This is a genomic window from Agrobacterium sp. CCNWLW32 (genome assembly GCF_037083425.1).
GTDB classification, from domain to species: Bacteria; Pseudomonadota; Alphaproteobacteria; order Rhizobiales; family Rhizobiaceae; genus Agrobacterium; species Agrobacterium radiobacter.
This window is the reverse complement of record NZ_JBAOJM010000005.1, coordinates 290768-310404: the sequence shown is the minus strand read 5'-3', so window position 1 is coordinate 310404 and position 19637 is coordinate 290768. Positions and strand designations below refer to the sequence as shown.

At 59.0% G+C, this 19637-nt stretch carries 14 protein-coding genes; 6 read left to right on the top strand and 8 right to left on the bottom strand.

Going from position 1 to position 19637, the window contains the following annotated elements; translation table 11 throughout:
* Nucleotides 1–29: 29 nt before the first annotated feature.
* Nucleotides 30–731 (bottom strand): phosphatase PAP2 family protein, encoded by a 702-nt coding sequence (locus tag V6R85_RS14200; protein ID WP_020812884.1) that lies wholly within the window; start codon nt 729–731, stop codon nt 30–32.
* A 188-nt stretch (nt 732–919) separates the two neighbouring features.
* Here V6R85_RS14200 and dxr point away from each other — a divergent pair, with 188 nt between their 5' ends.
* Nucleotides 920–2113 carry a 1-deoxy-D-xylulose-5-phosphate reductoisomerase gene (dxr, locus tag V6R85_RS14195; protein WP_111793065.1) on the top strand — a complete coding sequence of 398 codons (1194 nt, stop codon included), beginning with the start codon at nt 920–922 and terminating at the stop codon, nt 2111–2113.
* A gap of 35 nt (nt 2114–2148) precedes the next feature.
* Here dxr and hemA read toward each other — a convergent pair whose 3' ends face one another.
* Entirely contained in the window at nt 2149–3366 is a 1218-nt protein-coding gene (gene hemA, locus V6R85_RS14190; RefSeq protein WP_003504938.1) for a 5-aminolevulinate synthase, read from the bottom strand.
* Between the two features lie 372 nt (nt 3367–3738).
* On the opposite strand from hemA, the gene V6R85_RS14185 reads away from it, so the two are divergent.
* The 5 genes from V6R85_RS14185 (at nt 3739) to V6R85_RS14165 (ending at nt 13144) form a co-directional block, all read left to right on the top strand.
* Entirely contained in the window at nt 3739–3990 is a 252-nt protein-coding gene (locus V6R85_RS14185; protein ID WP_003504940.1) for a YMGG-like glycine zipper-containing protein, read from the top strand.
* A gap of 175 nt (nt 3991–4165) precedes the next feature.
* Nucleotides 4166–6091: an autotransporter assembly complex protein TamA gene (locus V6R85_RS14180; protein ID WP_107677573.1), complete on the top strand. Its 1926-nt coding sequence runs from the start codon at nt 4166–4168 to the stop codon at nt 6089–6091.
* A gap of 45 nt (nt 6092–6136) precedes the next feature.
* Entirely contained in the window at nt 6137–10297 is a 4161-nt protein-coding gene (locus V6R85_RS14175) for a translocation/assembly module TamB domain-containing protein (RefSeq protein ID WP_111834664.1), read from the top strand.
* A gap of 266 nt (nt 10298–10563) precedes the next feature.
* Nucleotides 10564–11040 (top strand): chemotaxis protein CheW, encoded by a 477-nt coding sequence (locus tag V6R85_RS14170; RefSeq protein ID WP_003504949.1) that lies wholly within the window; start codon nt 10564–10566, stop codon nt 11038–11040.
* Nucleotides 11041–11368: 328 nt separating this feature from the next.
* A complete protein-coding gene (locus V6R85_RS14165) occupies nt 11369–13144 on the top strand; it encodes a methyl-accepting chemotaxis protein (protein ID WP_035212813.1) in 1776 nt (591 codons plus the stop codon).
* Nucleotides 13145–13190: 46 nt separating this feature from the next.
* Here the strand turns inward: V6R85_RS14165 and fdhD are convergent, their stop codons facing one another.
* The 6 genes from fdhD to V6R85_RS14135 all read right to left on the bottom strand — a co-directional run bounded on the left by fdhD (nt 13191) and on the right by V6R85_RS14135 (nt 19383).
* Nucleotides 13191–14006: a formate dehydrogenase accessory sulfurtransferase FdhD gene (gene fdhD / locus V6R85_RS14160; protein WP_080868362.1), complete on the bottom strand. Its 816-nt coding sequence runs from the start codon at nt 14004–14006 to the stop codon at nt 13191–13193.
* A 354-nt stretch (nt 14007–14360) separates the two neighbouring features.
* On the bottom strand, nt 14361–14771 hold the full coding sequence (locus V6R85_RS14155) for a F0F1 ATP synthase subunit epsilon (RefSeq protein ID WP_003492358.1): 411 nt from the start codon (nt 14769–14771) through the stop codon (nt 14361–14363).
* Nucleotides 14772–14900: 129 nt separating this feature from the next.
* Complete coding sequence (gene atpD / locus V6R85_RS14150) at nt 14901–16355, bottom strand: F0F1 ATP synthase subunit beta (RefSeq protein ID WP_003504956.1); 1455 nt, start codon at nt 16353–16355, stop codon at nt 14901–14903.
* Between the two features lie 23 nt (nt 16356–16378).
* Nucleotides 16379–17257 carry a F0F1 ATP synthase subunit gamma gene (locus tag V6R85_RS14145; RefSeq protein WP_003504958.1) on the bottom strand — a complete coding sequence of 293 codons (879 nt, stop codon included), beginning with the start codon at nt 17255–17257 and terminating at the stop codon, nt 16379–16381.
* Between the two features lie 30 nt (nt 17258–17287).
* Nucleotides 17288–18817 carry a F0F1 ATP synthase subunit alpha gene (gene atpA, locus V6R85_RS14140; RefSeq protein ID WP_004443771.1) on the bottom strand — a complete coding sequence of 510 codons (1530 nt, stop codon included), beginning with the start codon at nt 18815–18817 and terminating at the stop codon, nt 17288–17290.
* Nucleotides 18817–19383, bottom strand: coding sequence for a F0F1 ATP synthase subunit delta (locus V6R85_RS14135; RefSeq protein WP_026363766.1), 567 nt, complete (start codon nt 19381–19383; stop codon nt 18817–18819). Before V6R85_RS14135 ends, atpA begins: the two co-directional genes overlap by 1 nt.
* Nucleotides 19384–19637 lie beyond the last annotated feature (254 nt).

The following is a 19637-nucleotide window of genomic DNA, read 5'->3' as shown; positions in this document are numbered from 1 at the left end:
ACCTTCCCCCTATGTCCCGCTGAAAGTCTCTATCGTGTATCCGCCGCCGGAAGATTTGCATTTTTCGGCTGCGGCCAGCCCTGCGCGTCAAACCGGAACAGCATTTCGGACCGGGCAAAGATAAAGGCGAAGGCCATGGCCGTCCACATGCCGAGCAACAGCCCGGCGGCGACATCGCTTGGATAATGTGCGCCGACAATGACACGCGAAACACCGATGACAAGGGCAAGCAAAAGAAACGCCCAGCGGAAGCGCGGCATCAACATGGCGAAAACGCCGAAAAACGCCCCGGCGGCTGTCGAATGGCCGGAGGGAAAACTTTCATAGAGATTGTCGCCCGTAAATGGAGTGAGGCTATAGGCGCCCATTTCAAGGAGAAGCTCCGGCCTTGCCCGCCCGATCAGGAATTTCAGCGTATGGACGAGAATGCTCGCCGTTCCGATCGTCAGAAAGAAATAAGCCAGAAGCCGCCATGCCGTCCTCAGCCGTCCATTGTAGGTCTGCGCCGTTAAAACCCGTGCCGCGACATAGGCCAATATCGCCAGAAGGCCGGTGGAATAGAGCATCCAGCTGAAGGTTCCGAAATCGGTAATCGCGCGGTTAAAGGAAACCACCCCACCCGGCAGGGCCTGCGCACTTTCGGAAAGACGCGGATCAAAAGGAATGAAGACCAGGACCAGCACAAGGCTTGCCGCAAAAATCCACCCGCTGGAAACCAGGAAACGTCGCATCAATATCCTCTCATTGTTTTTCTTGCATATGGCTTTGCCCTCCGCAAAAACAATAGCCCGGGCTTTGTCCTTGTTATGGCTGGTTTTCGCGAGTAGAGGCTAATGCATGTTGCCCGAAAGTGCGTAACGATTTCGGGAGAATGACAGGCACCAAGAGGTGCGAACCGGAAACGACCGACGGACTGAAAATGACGGATGCCAGTGAAATGCCACGCAAGCTGACAATATTGGGTTCGACAGGTTCGATCGGCACCAGCACGCTGGATGTGGTCCGTCAGCTGGGTGGCCGCGACGCGTTCGAGATCACGGCGTTGACCGGCGCGGGCAACATTGCTCTCCTTGCGGAACAAGCGCGGGAATTCGGCGCGCGGCTGGCAGTCACGGCTGAAGATGACAAATACGAAGCGCTGAAATCGGCCCTTGCCGGCACCGGCATAGAGGTTGCGGCAGGCAAATCCGGCCTCGAAGAAGCGGCATCGATGGATGCCGGCTGGGTGATGGCGGCGATTGCCGGAACCCCCGGTCTCGCGCCGACGCTGACAGCCGCGCGGCGCGGCGCAGATATAGCCCTCGCCAACAAGGAATGCCTGGTTTCGGCTGGTGATGTTTTTCTGCGCACGGTCAAGCAGGGCGGCGGCAGGCTGATCCCCGTCGACAGCGAGCACAGCGCAATCTTCCAGTGCCTGACGGGCGAACATAAACAGGCCGTGGAGCGCATCGTGCTGACGGCCTCCGGCGGGCCGTTCCGCACCTGGTCGCGCGACGAGATGGCCAATGTCACGGCGGATATCGCCCGCGCCCATCCCAACTGGTCGATGGGGCTGAAGGTCTCCATCGGCAGCGCCTCGATGTTCAACAAGGGGCTGGAAATGATCGAGGCGAAATATCTCTTCGATCTCAGGCCCGATCAGGTGGAGGTGATCGTCCACCCGCAGTCGATCATCCATTCGATGGTGGGTTATACCGATGGTTCCTATATCGCCCAACTCGGCTCTCCCGACATGCGCACCGCTATTTCTTATGCCCTCACCTATCCGCAACGCGGCAATCTGAATGTCGAGCGGCTGGATTTCGCAAAACTGGCGCGGCTCGATTTCGAAGCGCCGGATGAAGCCCGTTTCCCGGCGATCCGTCTGGCCCGCACGGCGCTGGAGCGCGGCGGCTTGCAGGGCGCAGCCCTAAATGCCGCCGAAGAGACCGCCTTTCACGCCTTCGTCGCGGGCGGCATCGGTTTTCTCGATATGGCCGAGATCGTCGAAACGGTCATGGACCGCATGCATGACGGCCGATCTGCCGCGACCATCGAAGACGTCTTCGCAGCGGATGAGGAAGCCCGTCGTCACGCCCGTGAATTGATCGCCACAAAAGAAAAGGCCGCGTAAACGCGGCCCGGTCTTCTTTTATCTTAACTGCGGCCTCACGCCACCGCACGCGCCAGTGCACAATGTGACCAGAGCTGGTGCAGCGCGCCGACGAGATGCTCGATGTCGGCATCGCTATGCAGCGGCGTCGGGGTAATGCGCAGGCGCTCGGTCTTGCGCGGCACAGTCGGATAGTTGATCGGCTGCACGTAAACGCCGTGACTGTCGAGCAGGATATCCGAAATCCATTTACACTTGGCGGCATCACCCACCATGACAGGCACGATGTGGCTGGGATTGTCCATATGCGGAATGCCGCGTGCATCGAGAAGACCGCGCAGCTTGCGCACCCGGTCCTGATGGCGGGCGCGCTCGAAGGGGCTTGCCTTCAGATGCTGGATCGAAGCGATCGCGCCGGCGGCAAGCGACGGCGGCAGGGCCGTCGTGAAGATGAAGCCGGAGGCGAAAGAACGGATGAAGTCGCAGACCGCCGTGGACCCGGTAATATAGCCGCCCATAACGCCGAAGGCCTTGCCGAGCGTTCCTTCGATGATCGTCAGGCGATCCATGAGACCTTCGCGCTCGGCAATGCCGCCGCCGCGCGGGCCATACATGCCGACGGCATGAACTTCATCGAGATAGGTCATGGCGCCATAACGGTCGGCCAGATCGCAGATTTCCTTGATCGGCGCGATATCGCCATCCATGGAATAAACGGATTCGAAAGCGATCAGCTTCGGCGCGTTCGGATCGGCAGCCTTGAGCTTGGCTTCGAGATCTTCGAGATCGTTGTGTTTCCAGATCACCCGCTCGCAACGGCCATAACGGATGCCTTCGATCATCGATGCATGGTTGAGCGCATCCGAGAAAATGATCAGGCCCGGAATTTTCTGACCGAGCGTGCCGAGTGTGGCCCAGTTGGACACATAACCCGAGGTGAAGATCAGCGCCGATTCCTTGCCATGGAGGTCGGCAAGTTCCTGTTCAAGCAGGACGTGATAATGGTTGGTACCAGAAATATTCCGGGTGCCTCCCGCACCCGCGCCACAGTGATCGATAGCGGCTTTCATGGCTTCGATGACTTTCGGGTTCTGGCCCATGCCCAGATAGTCGTTGGAGCACCAGACGGTTACGTCCTTGCGTTCGCCATTGGCGTTGTACCGTGTCGCGCGGGGAAAATTGCCCTGCTGGCGTTCGATATCCGCAAAAACGCGATAGCGTCCCTCAGAATGCAGGCTTTGCAGTTCCGTTGTGAAAAATGCCTCGAAGTCCATGCCATGCTCCAGAATTGACCAGATCGTTTTTCTGCCTCGACACCGGGACCGTCAACCCTTGCGAGCTGCTTTAACCACGTCTGCGTCAATTCGCCGTTGTTTTGAACCATTCCAATAAACCGTTTATAGACGCTGATGAAAAGTACAAAATTGATTCACATCAAAAAACCGCGAGATTTGGAACCTTTTTCGCACCGCGCCGTTGTCTGGCACACAATCGATTTACGCTCGCAGGAATGCCTGGAAGATGAGGCTTCCCTAAACGACATCGAATTGTTAGTTATCTGTGGCGGTCGGAGGTAGCAGTCGCCGCAGATAAATATGGGACGCCTACCGAGCCGAAGAGCTCATTGTAACGTTGGAGAGAGTTTCATGAAAAAGGCAATCATATTTGCGCTCGTCGGCCTGTCGCTTGCAAGCTGCACGCAGACGGAAAAGGGCGCTTCGATCGGTGCCGTTTCCGGCGCTGTTATTGGTGGAGCCATCACGGGTAATGTTCGCGGCGCGGCAGTTGGCGCAGCGATCGGCGGTGTCGGCGGTGCTTTGATCGGCAATGCTTCCGAGCCGGGCTATTGCTATTATCGCGACCAGTACGGTCAGCGTTACACGGCACGTTGCCGCTAATCGCTTCGCGAAATACCGTTGCACAGAAGCCCCGGTCATCCGGGGCTTTTTGCGTTATGGCGGGCAAAAGACAGGGCGGAGGGTCCTCAAAGCCGTTTATTTATGATTAAATTGCAATGTTAACGGACAGGAAACGGGTTAGGGCGACAATAAAGGCTCAACCATAAAGCAGCTTATGCGAAGAACACGAACTAACCCGAAGACAGGTATTGCGTATCGGAAAGCCGGCACCGCTCTCGCGGTTGCTGTGACGTTCGCCCTGTATCCGGCGTTTACCCGTGACGCGTTCGCCTTCAAACTGTTCGGCATGCGCCTCTGGGGTTCGGAAGAACCGGAGGTCGAGGTTATCAATCCGGTCAAATACGCCGTCACGCTTGATGCCCAGGACGCCGACAAATCCCTGAAAGACAGCCTGGAAAACAGCTCGCTTCTCCTGGCGGACAAGGAAAAACCGGCCTCAGGCGATCTTGGCCTTCTGATAAAGGCAAGAGACGACAGGGACAGGCTGATTGCGGCGCTTTATGAAAACGCCCGTTATGGCGGCATCGTCAAGGTCACCGTCGCCGGCAAGGATGTGGATAGCCTGCCGCCAAATCCGGTGTTCGATCATTCCGCTCCGGTGCCCGTGGTGATCACGGTAACGCCCGGCCCGGTCTTCAAACTTGGCAATGTCAGGCTTGAAGGCGATGTGACCGGCCGCAACCTTGAGGAATATGGCCTGACGACCGGGGGCGACGCCGGTTCTCTGGCCATCATCCGCGCCAGCAACAAGCTGATCGATGATCTGAAGGCCGAAGGCCGGCCGCTTGCGAAGCTGACGAAACGAGAGGCTGTCGCCAACCACGCGACGAACACGGTCGATATCACCATGGGGGCCGAAGGCGGTCCCGTGGCGCCCCTTGGCACGGTGACGGTAACAGGTGAAAAAACCGTCGATGGCGATTTCATCCGCCGTTATTCGCGCCTCAATGGCGGCGAGCCCTATTCGCCGGAAAAATTGCGCAAGGCCGCCGACCGGCTGCGCCAGCTGGGCGTCTTTTCCAGCCTGACGATCAAGGAAGCGGGAACGCTGGCGCGCGACGGCACCATTCCGCTCACCATCGAGGTTTCTGAAGGCAAACACCGCTATTTCGGCGTCGGCGCACAATACTCCACCACGGAAGGCATCGGCCTTCAGGGTTATTGGGGCCACCGGAACCTGTTCGGACAGGCAGAATCGCTGCGTATCGAAGGTTCTGTCTCGCGCATCGCCGAAGCATCGAGCGTCGAAGGCATGGATTATTCGGCGGGTATTACTTTCACCAAGCCCGGCATGTTCAATCCGCGCACCACCTTCAAGACCAGCCTGATTGCCAAGACCGAACACCCCGATACATACGACGCCAAGACAGTGACGGGCACAGCCGGTTTCGCCTACGAGCTGAACGACACTGACACTGCGGCAGCCGGTCTCGAGGTGCAATGGGCCGATACCGAAGACGCATTCGGCAAGAACGAATACCTCACCACCTCCATACCGCTGGAATTCGTTCGTGATACACGCGACGACAAGCTCAACCCCACCGAAGGCTTCCGCGCATCGCTGGCCGCCAAGCCTAGCTATGAAGCGCTGAACGGCACCTTCTTTTCCTCTTTTGAAGGCTCCATCTCGGGCTACAAAGGGATTGGCGCCGAAGACCGGCTGATCATGGCCGGAAAGCTTTCCGGCGGCGTGCTCGTCGGCGGCAGCGATCTGCAGGACATTCCCACCACAAGGCGCTTTTATGCGGGTGGCGGCGGATCGGTGCGTGGCTATAGCTATCAGGAAATATCGCCGTATAATGCCGCTGGCGACGCAACGGGCGGCCGTTCTTATGTGGTCGGCTCCATCGAAGCCCGCATCAAGGTCACCGATACAATCGGCATCGTGCCCTTCATCGATGCGGGTGTTGTTTCGGATGAAGTGACACCCGATTTTTCCGATATCCGGGCTGGCGCCGGTATCGGCCTGCGTTACGCGACGCCCTTCGGGCCTCTGCGTCTCGATGTCGCCATGCCGCTTGAAAAATACGATGGTGGCAACAGTTTCGGCATTTATGCTGGCATCGGCCAGTCTTTTTAAACGCCGCAGTCGAACACCCTTGCAACAGAGTGTAGATTACCCTTTATGAAAATGTTGATTCGATTGCTGAAATGGCTGGGCTACGCTGCTTTGTTCGGCGTGGTGTTGGTGCTGCTCGCGGTTCTGTTCGTCGGTCTTACGCCGATGGGCGCAAGGATCGCCGCAACGCAGATTTCATCACTCGTTTCCACGCCCGATCAGGTGATCGAGATTTCTCCCCCGAGCGGCCTTTTGACCGGTCGCCTGCGGCTTGACAATGTCACCCTTTCAGACCGGCAGGGCCCCTATGCCCGCGTGAACCAGATCGCCGTCGACTGGTCGCCGCTTTCGTTGCTTGCCGGTACCTTCCACGCCGACCGCGTCTCGGCCGGATCGATCGATGTCGAGCGTAAACCGCTTGCGTCAGAGCAGACGCCGACCAAGAGCTCCAGCAATTCCTCGCTGCCGATCGAAGTCGCCGTCGACAATTTCAGCTTTCCCGATATCAGCCTTGGGCAATCACTTCTCGGCCGCCCTTTCGACCTGACCGCTGAAGGCAGCCTCAAGGCCGCCCGGGACGACATCAGGCTGTCGCTCACGGCCCACCGGCTGAATGCGCCGGATGCGGAGGTTAACGCCGACGTTGCTTTCCTTCCGAATGAGAACGTCCTGAAGCTGAAAGCGGAGATGAAGGAGCCCGAGGGCGGGCTTCTCGCCACGCTGCTTTCGCTTCCCGGCACACCTGCGGTGGCGATAGACCTCAATGGTGAAGGCCCGCTTTCAGACTGGACGGGCACCCTGCGCGGCAATGTCGCCGGTAACCCCGTCGTCAATGTGACCGGTCGCCACCTTCTTGGCGATGATGGCACACGCCGTATCGAAATTACGGGCGGTGGCCAGCCGGACCTGATTCTGCCCCCGGCCTTCCGCCAGCTTTTTGCCGGCGAGACGAAGCTCGATGCAAATGCAACCCTTTCGCCGCAGGGCCGCATCGAAATCGGTAGCAGCACGCTGGAGACCGGCACGTTGCTGCTGACGGCATCAGGCTCCGTCGATCCGAACGGTGAAAATGATCTTGCCGCCAATCTCATCGGCACCGCCGGCCCCGTGGATTTTCGCTGGCCGCTGGAGAATGGCGAGGTTCAGGCTCTCATCAACGGCCTCGATCTTTCCCTCAAGGGTGGAGCGGAGGCCGCGCATCTCAACACGACCGTATCGCTGCGCAGCCTTTCCCTGCCGCAAGGCCGGCTTGACGATGTCAAGCTGACGGCCGAAAGCGCCGATCTCAACGTCGCCAACCGCAGTGGCACGATCGCGACGGTCCTGTCCGTGGCGCAATCGTCCTTCGTCAGCCCGGATATCGACCGGCTGGTGCGTGCGCCACTCACCATCAAGGCCCCGCTCCGCCTCACCTCTTCCGCCATCGGTTTCGACGGCGCGACGCTGGAAAGCGCCAGTGTCGGCGGCACGCTGAACGGCAGTTTCGATCTCGCCGGCAATCGCCTCACCTCCGGCATTCAGCTCTTCGCACTGCCCGCTACCCTTCCACCGGCGCTCGCGGAAAAGTTCGATACGACTATCGCCCTCCAGGGCGATATCGACCTGACGATCGGTGGACGCACCAGCGTTGAAAACCTTATCGTCAAATCGGGAACGATCGAAGCCACGGGCAATGTCAGCCTCGAAAACGAGGCATTGAGCGCCAGCTTGACGGGTAAATTTCCGGCGCTCGAGAAACTGACGCCGCAGGCAAAGGGCGTCGCCGATTTTGCAATCGAGGCCAGCGGCGCGCTTGCCGCACCGGATTTCAACGTCACCCTGAGTTCCGAAAGCGCCATCCTTGCCGGGCGAACGCTGGAAGCGCTGAAGGTCAATGCAACAGGCAAGGCCGACCCGGCTGCGCCTCAGGCAAAAATCACCGCCAGCGGCAGTCTCGACCGGCAGAAGATCGACGCCAATGCCGATGTAGTGCAGACCGAAAACGGCACGGCGATGCCCGAGCTGCACGTGGCGGTGGGCCGGAATATCCTGAATGGGCAGCTGCAATTCTCGCAGCAGTTCCTGCCATCGGGCAGTCTTTCCTTCAATTTCCCCGACCTTGCGCTGCTCGCCGCACTCGCCGCGCAGCAGGCGGATGGCGATATCGCCGGCGACATCGCCCTGAGCAACGCCAATGGCCGGATCGCCGCGACGATAAAGGCCAATGGCGGCAGCATCCGCCAGGGCACAACAACGATCTCCAAGCTCGCCGCCGATATTTCCATCGATGACCTTCAGGCTCTCGCCATCAATGGCAAGGTCAGCGCCGATAGCGTCAATGCCGGCGCCGCCGCGATATCAGGCCTGAATGCCACCATCGGACATTCCGGCACAACGACGCAGTTTGACGTCAACGGCCGTTACGACAACGCGCCGCTGGTGGTAAAGGGCAGCGCTGAGACCGGCGGATCGCCGATGACGGTGCGCGTCGATGCTTTTTCCGCCGCCCCCAAGGGCATTGCAGTACGACTTGAAAAACCAAGCACCATCGCCATCCAGAACGGCACGGCCCGCATCTCAGATCTGACCATCATCACGGGTGAAGGGCGCGTTGAGGTCAACGGCAGCGCCGGGTCGACGCTCGACATCAATGCCGATATCCGTTCGCTGCCCGCCAGTCTCGCAAATGCCTTCGCCACCGGGCTGGATGCGGCAGGCAGTATCTCCGGCACGGTGAGCGCCAAGGGTGCTGCGTCGAATCCGGCAGTCGATTACAATCTGAACTGGACAAATGCCGAGATTGCGCAGACACGCGTGGCGGGGCTCGCCGCCCTCGGCATCAAGGCGAATGGCCGTTTTGCCGGCGGCACCTTGCAGATCGACACCAATGTGTCCGGCCAGGGCGGCATGTCGCTTTCCGGCGGCGGCTCGCTCGGCATCGCCGGCAATCGTCCGCTTTCCATGGCATTTTCCGGCAGGCTGCCCTTCTCCGCCGTCGCGGCGCAAACCGCAGCGCAGGGTCTCGATGTGGATGGCACCGCCGCCATCGATGTGAAGATTTCCGGCAGCGCTTCCGCGCCTATCGTGACCGGCAGCATCACCACATATGGTACGCGCCTGACCGACGTGCGCAGGAACCTGACCATCAACGATCTCGGCGCCACCATCACCTTCGACCGCGACCGCGCCGTCATTTCCCGATTGATGGGCAAGCTGGCGGGCGGTGGAACGATCTCGGGAACCGGCAGCGTCGGCATATCAGGCGGTTCGGGTTTCCCCGCCGATATATCGATCACGCTTAATCGCGCCGGTTATAATGACGGCACGCTGGTGACGACGGTGGTAAGCGGCACGCTGACGCTGAAAGGCCCGCTGCTGAATTCCCCCGTGCTGGGTGGCAATCTGACGCTGGACAGAAGCGCCATCACCATTCCGGAAAAGCTTCCGGCCTCGCTGACGGAGATCGATGTCAAGCACAAGAACGCCCCACCAAAGGTGCGCGCGCAGGCCAAAGCGCTCGGGGCTGACCAAGGCGGAAGCGGCAGCTCGTCCACCATCAATCTCGATCTGCAGGTGAATGCACCAAGCGGTATCTTCGTGCGCGGCCGCGGCATCGATGCGGAACTCACGGGTAATCTGACGATCCGTGGCACGGCAGCCGTTCCCGTCATTTCCGGTGGCTTTGAAATGCGCCGTGGCCGGCTCGAAATCCTCACTCGCCGCCTCGATTTCACGACAGGCAATATCAGTTTTGGTGGCGGCCTCGTTCCGGTCCTCGATATGAAGGCGGACTCGACGGTCGGCTCAACGACTATCACCGTGTCCGTTTCCGGCACTGCCAACGATCCGACCTTTGCTTTCTCCTCGGCGCCCGCCCTGCCGCAGGACGAGGTGATGGCACAGTTGATCTTCGGCCAGTCCATGTCGAAACTCTCGGCTCTGCAGATCGCGAGGCTCGCCGATGCCGCCGCCCAGCTGGCAGGCGGACGCTCCACCTCGCTGTTCGACAAGCTCAGAAGCAATCTCGGCGTCGACGATCTCGATATTTCGACCGACTCCGAGGGGCAGGCCCGCGTTTCCGCCGGTAAATATCTGAACGAAAGAACCTATCTCGAACTGCAGCAAAGCGGCGAGTCCGGCGCAAAAGCCATCATCAACCTCGATGTCGGGCGGGGCGTGAAATTGCGCGGGGAAGCGGGCGGCGATGGCGAAGGCGCAGCCGGCATATTTTACGAGAAGGAATATTAGTATTTCCAGTAAAAGTGCGTAGCGGTTTTACGTCCGGACAATGCGTAAAATCAAAGAGAGTATTTTCGCAATTCGAAGAAAAGCGAAAACACTCCAGAGCCGCTTCGCATTTAGGTTTGCGAAACCATCTCATGCTACGAATCTTCCATTGAAGACGGAAATATTGTTTTCCGGCTGTTCAGGCACCAGGCAGAACGCCAAATCCGCATATGCAAGTGTCGGTGCACTTGCGCCGGCCTCCACAGCGAGCATTGGGAAGAATTCTGATGGCAATGATTAACTCTACCAATTTTGGCGGTGAGACGCTCGAAATCATCGCGTTCCGCCTGCATGATCAGGAATTCTGCGTGAAGACGACGACCATCCGCGAAATTCGCGGCTGGGCGCCTTCGACGCCTATTCCCCACGCGCCGAAAGACGTTATCGGCGTCATGAACCTGCGCGGCTCTGTCATCCCGATCATCGATCTGGCCCACAAGCTCGGCATGAAAAGCACCGTCGCCAATGAGAGAAGCGCCATCGTGGTGGCGGAAGTGCACAACATGGTCATCGGCATGCTGGTCGATCGCGTTTCTGACATTCTGACGATCCCGGCAAACCAGGTTCAGCCGGTTCCGGAGATCTCGGCCTCCTTCGACAAGTCGTATTCGGAAGGCATCATTGCCAACGAACACGGCATGATCTGCTTCCTGAACCTCGCAAAAATGTTCAAGGGAACCGAAGCGGAAGACCTCGCCGCCTAATCAGGCCTTTTCCGCTGGCCTTGCCAGACGAAAACTATCAATCAATCCAGACCGCCGGAGCACCCGCCCGGCGGTTTTGTTTTTCCTTTTCGCTGTTTTATTAAATAAGAACATTTTAATATTATAGATATCTAATATTAAAAGCCATAGATCATTATCGCGCCGGCACGACTATCACGCGGGCCGATACCTGACCAAGGCGAAGAGACAAAAGTGCCTGCATTGCTGCCTTCGGCGGCAAAACCTGTTCGTTATTCAACATGATACGACGTGGACCGCATGTCCTGTGCGGCTCGCCGCGCCGTGGGCTGATTTTGGGGGACGTGGAATGCTGGGGTTAGGAAAAAGCGCAGATAACAAAAATATGCTCGACGCCATATCGAGATCACAGGCGGTCATAGAATTCGATCTCAAAGGTAACATTCTCACTGCAAATAAGAATTTCTGCGCGGCGCTGGGTTATGATCTCGCCGAGATCGTCGGCAAGCATCATCGCATCTTCTGCGACGGCGAACTCGCCGCATCGCGGGCCTATCAGGAATTCTGGGCCTCTCTCGCCCGTGGCGAGTTCCAGGCCAAGGAATATCGCCGTATCCGCAAGGACGGCTCCGTTATCTGGATCGAGGCCTCTTACAACCCGGTTTTCCGTTCGGGCAAACCCTATAAGGTCGTGAAGATCGCCACCGACATCACCGCCAAGAAGATCAAGGCTGTAGACGATGCCGGCAAGCTGGAGGCGCTCTCCCGTTCCCAGGCAACCATCGAGTTTTTGCCCGATGGCACCATCATCACCGCCAATCCGAATTTCTGCGCCACGGTGAATTACGACGTCAAGGAAATCGAGGGCAGGCACCACCGTATGTTCTGCGATCCGGCCTATGCCGCCTCGCCTGCCTATGGCAATTTCTGGCCGCGACTGGCGGCGGGGGAATTCATCTCGGATGAATTTGTTCGCTATGGAAAGAACGGCAAGGAAATATGGATCCAGGCCGCCTATAATCCGGTGCTGGACGAAGCCGGCAAGGTGGTGAAAGTGGTGAAATTCGCCACGGACGTCACGCCGCGCATGAGCGCCATCAGCGTGCTTGCCGATGCCCTGCGGGCACTGGCCGAGGGTGATCTTGTGCAGCGCCTCGACAACAGCTTCGTGCCCAGCATGGAAAAGCTGCGTGCGGACTTCAACGAGGTCGTCGCCAAGCTGCAGACCACCATGCAGACCATTGCCCACAATGCCTCGACAATCGCCTCCGGCTCAGGCGAAATCCGCATAGCCGCCGATCAACTCTCGCAACGCACCGAACAGCAGGCGGCCTCGCTGGAAGAAACCGCAGCCGCACTGGAGGAAATCACCACCACCGTGTCCGATGCCAGCCAGCGCGCCGGCGAGGCCGGCAAACTGGTGCTGCGAACGAGAGAACATGCCGAACATTCCGGCGACATCGTCCAGCAGGCAATTTCCGCCATGGACGCGATTTCTCGGTCCTCGGGTGAAATCACCAACATCATCGGCGTCATTGACGACATTGCTTTCCAGACCAATCTTCTGGCCCTGAATGCGGGCGTCGAAGCTGCCCGGGCCGGGGAAGCGGGCAAGGGTTTCGCCGTTGTGGCACAGGAGGTCCGGGAACTCGCCCAACGGTCCGCCGTTGCGGCCAAGGAAATCAAATCCCTCATCAACACCTCTCGCGAGCAGGTCGCCAATGGCGTGGATCTGGTTGGCAGAACCGGCGGCGCCCTGCGGGATATCCAGTCACAGATGAGCGAGATCGACACCAATGTCTCGGCCATCGTTGAAGCTTCGCGCGAACAGGCGAATGGTCTGCGGGAAATCAATCAGGCCGTCAACGTCATGGATCAGGCCACCCAGAAAAACGCCGCCATGGTGGAGGAAACCACTGCCGCCAGCCACGGCCTCGCCACCGAGGCGGAAAATCTGCACGAGTTGCTGCGGCAGTTCAGAATATCACACGAAGCATCAGCATCACCCGCCCGCCCGGCGGACAAAAAGCCTGCCGTCGTCACCAGACTTCCCGCGCCGCAGCCTCGATATGCCGCCGCGCCAAGGTCTCACGGAAACGCAGCAGCGGAATGGGCGGAATTCTAGGCCCGTTCAGAAGCCGGAAGGTCGCCGGGAAACGGCGGCCTCAACGTTATAGAATGATACGATCCGCCCGGGTGAAGATTTCAAAATCCTCACCCCGCACCAGCGCCACAAGCGTGATACCCGAGCTCTCAGCCGTTTCAATGGCGAGCGCGGTGGGCGCGGAGATCGCTGCCAGAATGGGGCAGCCAAGGATGGCCGTCTTCTGGACCATTTCCACCGACAGGCGGCTCGTGACCACCACAATGCCCGCATCGGGAGATAGGTTCGCGTTGATAACCGCACCTGCGAGCTTGTCGAGTGCATTATGGCGGCCGACATCTTCTCGGGCGGCAAGCAGCCCTCCTTGAGGATTGTAAAAACCCGCGCCGTGCACTGCCCTCGTTTCGCGGTTGAGGCTTTGCGCCCCGTTCAGCGCTTTCACCGCCGCAACGATGTCATTGCCATCAACGGAGACTTCCGCGCCGCTCAGATCCGGTACCACGCGGACTGCCTGTTCAATGGATTCGATGCCACAAAGACCGCATCCGACCGGGCCCGCCATATGCCGTCGTCTTGCCCTCAGCGCATCGGCGTTGGCATCCTGCAAATCCACCTGAACATCGAAACCCTGCCCGGCCTCAATCACTTCAATGGAACGGATTTCCGCCCTGGTGGATATGATGCCCTCCGTGAGACTGAAACCGATTGCGAAATCGACAAGATCGGCGGGGCTGGCCATCATCACGGCATGGGTGCTGCCGCCATAAGAAAAGGCAACCGGCACCTCCTCGGGCACCGCCCGCTCGCCCTCGACTATGGCCCCTTCCCGCAGAGCGGTTCTTGCGACCCTTCGGTAACTTGCCTCTGCCGACACGCTGATCACTCCTCCATGACGAAAATCTGCCTCGTCTCGCTAAGGATCCCAAAGCAGCACTTCTTCCGGCCACCACATTTAACCTATAGCCACGAAAATCGGAATCGGTTTCCGAGTGCATCTATTGAAGGCGCTTTACTATCCCTGCTTTACCCATTGTCTGCCCGTGAATCGCCGGCGTAATTCGCTAGCAACATTCCGAAGCCCGAGCCGAGCTGACGGACGGGCTCATGCGCGGAAACGGGAATTTTTCGCTTGGATAAAGTGGCAGACACTAGCCCAAAACAAAAAAGCGACCGAAACGGCCGCTTTCTGTTTTGAATTTTTTGTGGGCAGTCATTCTTTCGAACCCGCCCGGTGCTTTCAAGCAGCGACGAGAACCTCATGCAGGTTCGTCAGTTCGTAAAGGTGCTTTTCAAGCTTGGTCAGATGCTCGTGGTGATGATTGCCCTCTTCGATTTCGGCCTTGGCCGCATCGATACGCTTCTGCAGCGTGTCGGGAGACATGTCATCGGCCGAAACTGCGGATTCGGCGAGAAGCGTGCAGCCGGTCGGCAGAATATCGGCAAAACCACCGAAAACCACGTATTTATGGGTCTCACCGGAAGCGAACTTCACCGTTACCAGACCCGGCTTGATCGTGGTCATCGTCGGCGCGTGATTGGCCAGAACGGTCATTTCACCCAGCGTAGCCGGGATGACGACTTCCGTAACCGTTTCGGAAACGAGCAGACGCTCCGGGGAAACGAGATCGAATTTGAAACTGTCAGCCATGGCTATTCACTTCTTTTCAATTACGCGGGCGTCACGGACTTGTCTTTTCCAACGTAGGCAAAGCCGTTCCGGTTTCGCCACCATTGTCGGCAAGGCGCGCGGTAGAACCACGCGCCCGCCAATTCATGATCAGGCAGCCTCGGCAGCCAGCTTCTTCGCCTTTTCGATGGCTTCTTCCATCGAACCGACCATGTAGAAGGCAGCTTCCGGCAGGTTGTCGTATTCGCCGTTGACCAGGCCCTTGAAGCCCTTGATCGTGTCTTCGAGCGCGACGAGCTTGCCCGGCGAGCCGGTGAAGACTTCAGCGACGAAGAACGGCTGCGACAGGAAGCGCTCGATCTTGCGGGCGCGGGCAACCGTCAGCTTGTCTTCTTCCGAAAGTTCGTCCATGCCGAGGATGGCGATGATATCCTGAAGAGACTTGTAGCGCTGCAGGGTCGACTGAACCTTACGGGCAACCTCGTAGTGTTCTTCACCGACAATCATCGGGTCGAGCATACGCGAGGTGGAGTCGAGCGGGTCAACAGCCGGGTAAATACCCTTTTCAGCGATCGAACGCGACAGAACCGTCGTTGCGTCAAGGTGCGCGAACGAGGTGGCCGGAGCCGGGTCGGTCAAGTCGTCGGCGGGAACGTAAATCGCCTGAACCGAGGTGATCGAACCCTTGTTCGTGGTGGTGATGCGTTCCTGCATCTGGCCCATGTCCGTGGCGAGCGTCGGCTGATAGCCCACGGCCGAAGGAATACGGCCGAGCAGAGCCGACACTTCCGAACCAGCCTGCGTGAAGCGGAAGATGTTGTCCACGAAGAACAGAACGTCCTGGCCTTCGTCACGGAAGTTTTCAGCGATCGTCAGACCGGTCAGAGCGACGCGGGCGCGGGCACCCGGCGGTTCGTTCATCTGGCCGTAAACGAGCGCAGCCTTGGAACCTTCACCGCCGCCAAGCTTGTTGACGTTGGACTCGATCATTTCGTGGTAGAGGTCGTTACCTTCGCGGGTACGCTCACCCACGCCGGCGAATACCGAGTAACCGCCGTGCGCCTTGGCGACGTTGTTGATCAGTTCCATGATGAGAACCGTCTTGCCAACGCCGGCGCCGCCGAACAGGCCGATCTTGCCGCCCTTGGCGTAAGGAGCCAGAAGGTCGACGACCTTGATGCCGGTGACGAGGATCTGTGCTTCGGTCGACTGCTCGACGTAAGACGGCGCATCCTGGTGGATGGCGCGCTTCTTGGCCGTAACGATCGGGCCTGCTTCGTCAACCGGCTCGCCGATGACGTTCATGATGCGGCCGAGCGTTTCCGGACCGACCGGAACCTCGATCGGAGCGCCCGTGTTGCTGACCGGCTGACCGCGGACGAGACCTTCGGTCGAGTCCATGGCGATCGTGCGGACGACGTTTTCGCCGAGATGCTGCGCGACTTCCAGAACGAGGCGGTTGCCGTTGTTCTCGGTTTCGAGCGCGTTCAGGATCGGAGGCAGTTCGCCTTCGAACGCCACGTCGACAACAGCGCCGATAACCTGGGTAACCTTGCCCGCGCCGTTCACCGCTGCGGTTTTCTTGGGGGTAGCTGCCTTAGCCATTATCCTTACCCTCTTTCCTTACCTCAGAGCGCTTCCGCGCCCGAAATGATTTCAATGAGTTCCTTGGTGATCTGAGCCTGACGCTGACGGTTGTAGGAAAGCGTCAGCTTGTTGATCATCTCACCGGCATTGCGCGTTGCATTGTCCATCGCGCTCATCTTGGCGCCCATTTCACCGGCAACGTTTTCGAGCAGAGCCCGGAAAACCTGAACCGAAATGTTGCGCGGAATAAGGTCTTCCAGAATAGAAGCCGCATCCGGCTCATATTCGTAGACGGCGCTCTGCGTCGCGGCATCCTCTTCCACAACAGGCGTTGCGGCGGGAATAAGCTGCAGGCCGGTCGGGATCTGGCTGATGACGGACTTGAATTCCGAATAGATCAGCGTGCAGACATCGAACTCACCCGCGTTGAAGAGCGAGATCACCTTCTTGGCGATCTGGTCGGCGTTTTCAAAACCGACCTTCTTCACTTCGCGCAGTTCGATGCGCTCGATGATGTTGGCTGCAAATTCGCGGCGAAGGCTGTCGTAACCCTTCTTGCCGACCGTGATGATCTTGACCGTCTTGCCTTCCGAAATCAGCTTGCGGGCGTGATCGCGGGCAAAACGGGCGATTTGCGAGTTGAAACCGCCGCAAAGACCACGTTCAGCCGTGCAGACGACGAGCAGGTGCACGTCGTCCTTGCCGGTGCCGGTCATCAGCGCCGGAGCAACGTCCGCCTCGACCGCCTTGGCGATGTTGGCAAGAACGGCGCTCATGCGCTGAGAATAAGGCCGGGCGGCCTCCGCAGCTTCCTGGGCGCGCCGAAGCTTCGCCGCGGCGACCATTTTCATCGCCTTGGTAATCTTCTGCGTCGCCTTTACGGAGGCAATGCGGTTTTTCAGATCCTTTAGTGAAGGCATCCGTTATCCGTCCGAGTAAAAGAGCCCTGATTACGAGAAAGACTTGGCGAAGCTATCAAGAGCGCCCTTAAGCTTGCCCTTGGTATCGTCGCTGATAGCCTTTTCCGTGCGGATGGTGTCGAGGATCGCCTTGCCTTCCGACCGGAGGTAGGAGAGCAGACCCTGCTCGAACTTGCCGACCTGCGCGACCGGAACCTTGTCGAGGTAACCGTTGACGCCGGCGAAGATCACCGCAACCTGTTCTTCCGTCTTGAGCGGAGAGAACTGCGGCTGCTTCAGAAGCTCGGTCAGGCGGGCGCCGCGGTTGAGCAGGCGCTGCGTGGAAGCGTCGAGGTCCGAACCGAACTGGGCGAAGGCGGCCATTTCGCGATACTGGGCAAGTTCACCCTTGATCGAGCCGGCAACCTGCTTCATCGCCTTGATCTGGGCGGCGGAGCCAACGCGCGAAACCGACAGACCGACGTTAACGGCCGGACGAATGCCCTGATAGAACAGGTCGGTTTCAAGGAAGATCTGGCCGTCGGTGATCGAGATCACGTTGGTCGGAATGAAGGCCGAAACGTCGTTACCCTGGGTTTCGATAACAGGCAGAGCCGTCAGCGAACCTGCGCCCATTTCGTCGGAGAGCTTTGCAGCGCGCTCGAGAAGACGGGAGTGAAGGTAGAAAACGTCGCCCGGATAAGCTTCGCGGCCCGGAGGACGACGCAGCAGAAGCGACATCTGACGATAGGCAACAGCCTGCTTGGAAAGGTCGTCGTAACCGATGAGAGCGTGCTTGCCGTTGTCACGGAAGTACTCGCCCATGGCGCAACCGGCAAACGGAGCAAGGTACTGCATCGGAGCCGGATCGGAAGCGGTCGCAGCAACGATGATCGAATACTGCAGTGCGCCGCGCTCTTCCAGAACCTTCACGAACTGGGCAACAGTCGAACGCTTCTGACCGATAGCAACGTAGACGCAATAAAGCTTGTCGCCGTCAGGACCATTGTCGTGAATGGCCTTCTGGTTCAGGATCGTGTCGAGAATGATCGCAGTCTTGCCGGTCTGGCGGTCGCCGATGACGAGCTCGCGCTGGCCGCGGCCAACCGGGATGAGCGCGTCGATAGCCTTGAGGCCGGTCGACATCGGCTCATGGACCGACTTGCGCGGAATGATGCCGGGAGCCTTGACGTCCACGCGCGAACGCTTGGCGGCATTGATCGGGCCCTTGCCGTCGATCGGGTTACCGAGCGCGTCAACGACGCGGCCGAGCAGTTCCGGGCCGACGGGAACGTCAACGATAGCGCCAGTCCGCTTTACGGTGTCGCCTTCCTTGATGTCACGGTCCGAACCGAAGATAACCACACCGACATTGTCGGCTTCGAGGTTGAGCGCCATGCCGCGAATGCCGCCGGGAAACTCGACCATTTCGCCGGCCTGAACATTGTCGAGGCCATAGACGCGGGCGATACCGTCACCGACGGACAGCACCTGACCGACTTCGGAGACTTCCGCCTCGTTGCCGAAATTTTTGATTTGATCTTTCAGAATTGCGGAAATTTCCGCGGCGCGGATATCCATCAGCCAACCTCTTTCAGTGCAAGCTTAAGGGTGGAAAGTTTGGTGCGAAGAGACGTATCGATCTGGCGAGAGCCGACCTTGACGATCAGGCCGCCGAGGATCGACGGGTCGACGGTAACGGAAATCGTCACATCCTTGCCGGTAACGCTCTTCAGCGCCGCTTTCAGTTCAGTTTCCTGCGCCTCGTCGAGCGCATGTGCCGAGGTAACCTCGGCGGTGATTTCGCCGCGGTGGGCGGCAGCGATGGTGCGGTAGGCGCGGATCATGCCGGGAACGGCAAAGAGACGGCGGTTATTCGCAACAACCTTGAGGAAATTCAGAGCGAGACCGGAGATACCGGCCTTTTCGCAGATCGCGGTGATTGCCTTGAACTGATCCTCGGCGGAAAACACCGGGCTCGCAACCAGACGCTTCAAATCGTCGCTTTCGTCGAGAAGTGCGCCAAACTTGTCCAGTTCGGCCTGAACCGCTTCGACCGCACCCGCTTCCAAAGCAAGCTCGAAAAGCGACGACGCATACCTTTCCGCTACACCGGATGTTCCCTGGGAGGTCTCTGCCACGGGCACTTTTTCCCTGCTAATCGTCCAAGACCATCAGCGATGGGGCTCCACCGCATCAAATTCTTGAAATCGTTTCAATTTCCCCGAAAAAGACCGGAATTCCCCCCTGCCTTTTCCCAATTTCGCGGTCCGTCTAGCATAGGACGCCGGGACTCGCAACACGCGTAATAGCGGAAAGCGCCGTTTGGGCAAGGGGGAATGCGTTTAAATTTTCCGATTTCGCTCAGGATGCGGCTCTGGTGCGGCACAAAAGCCAAAAA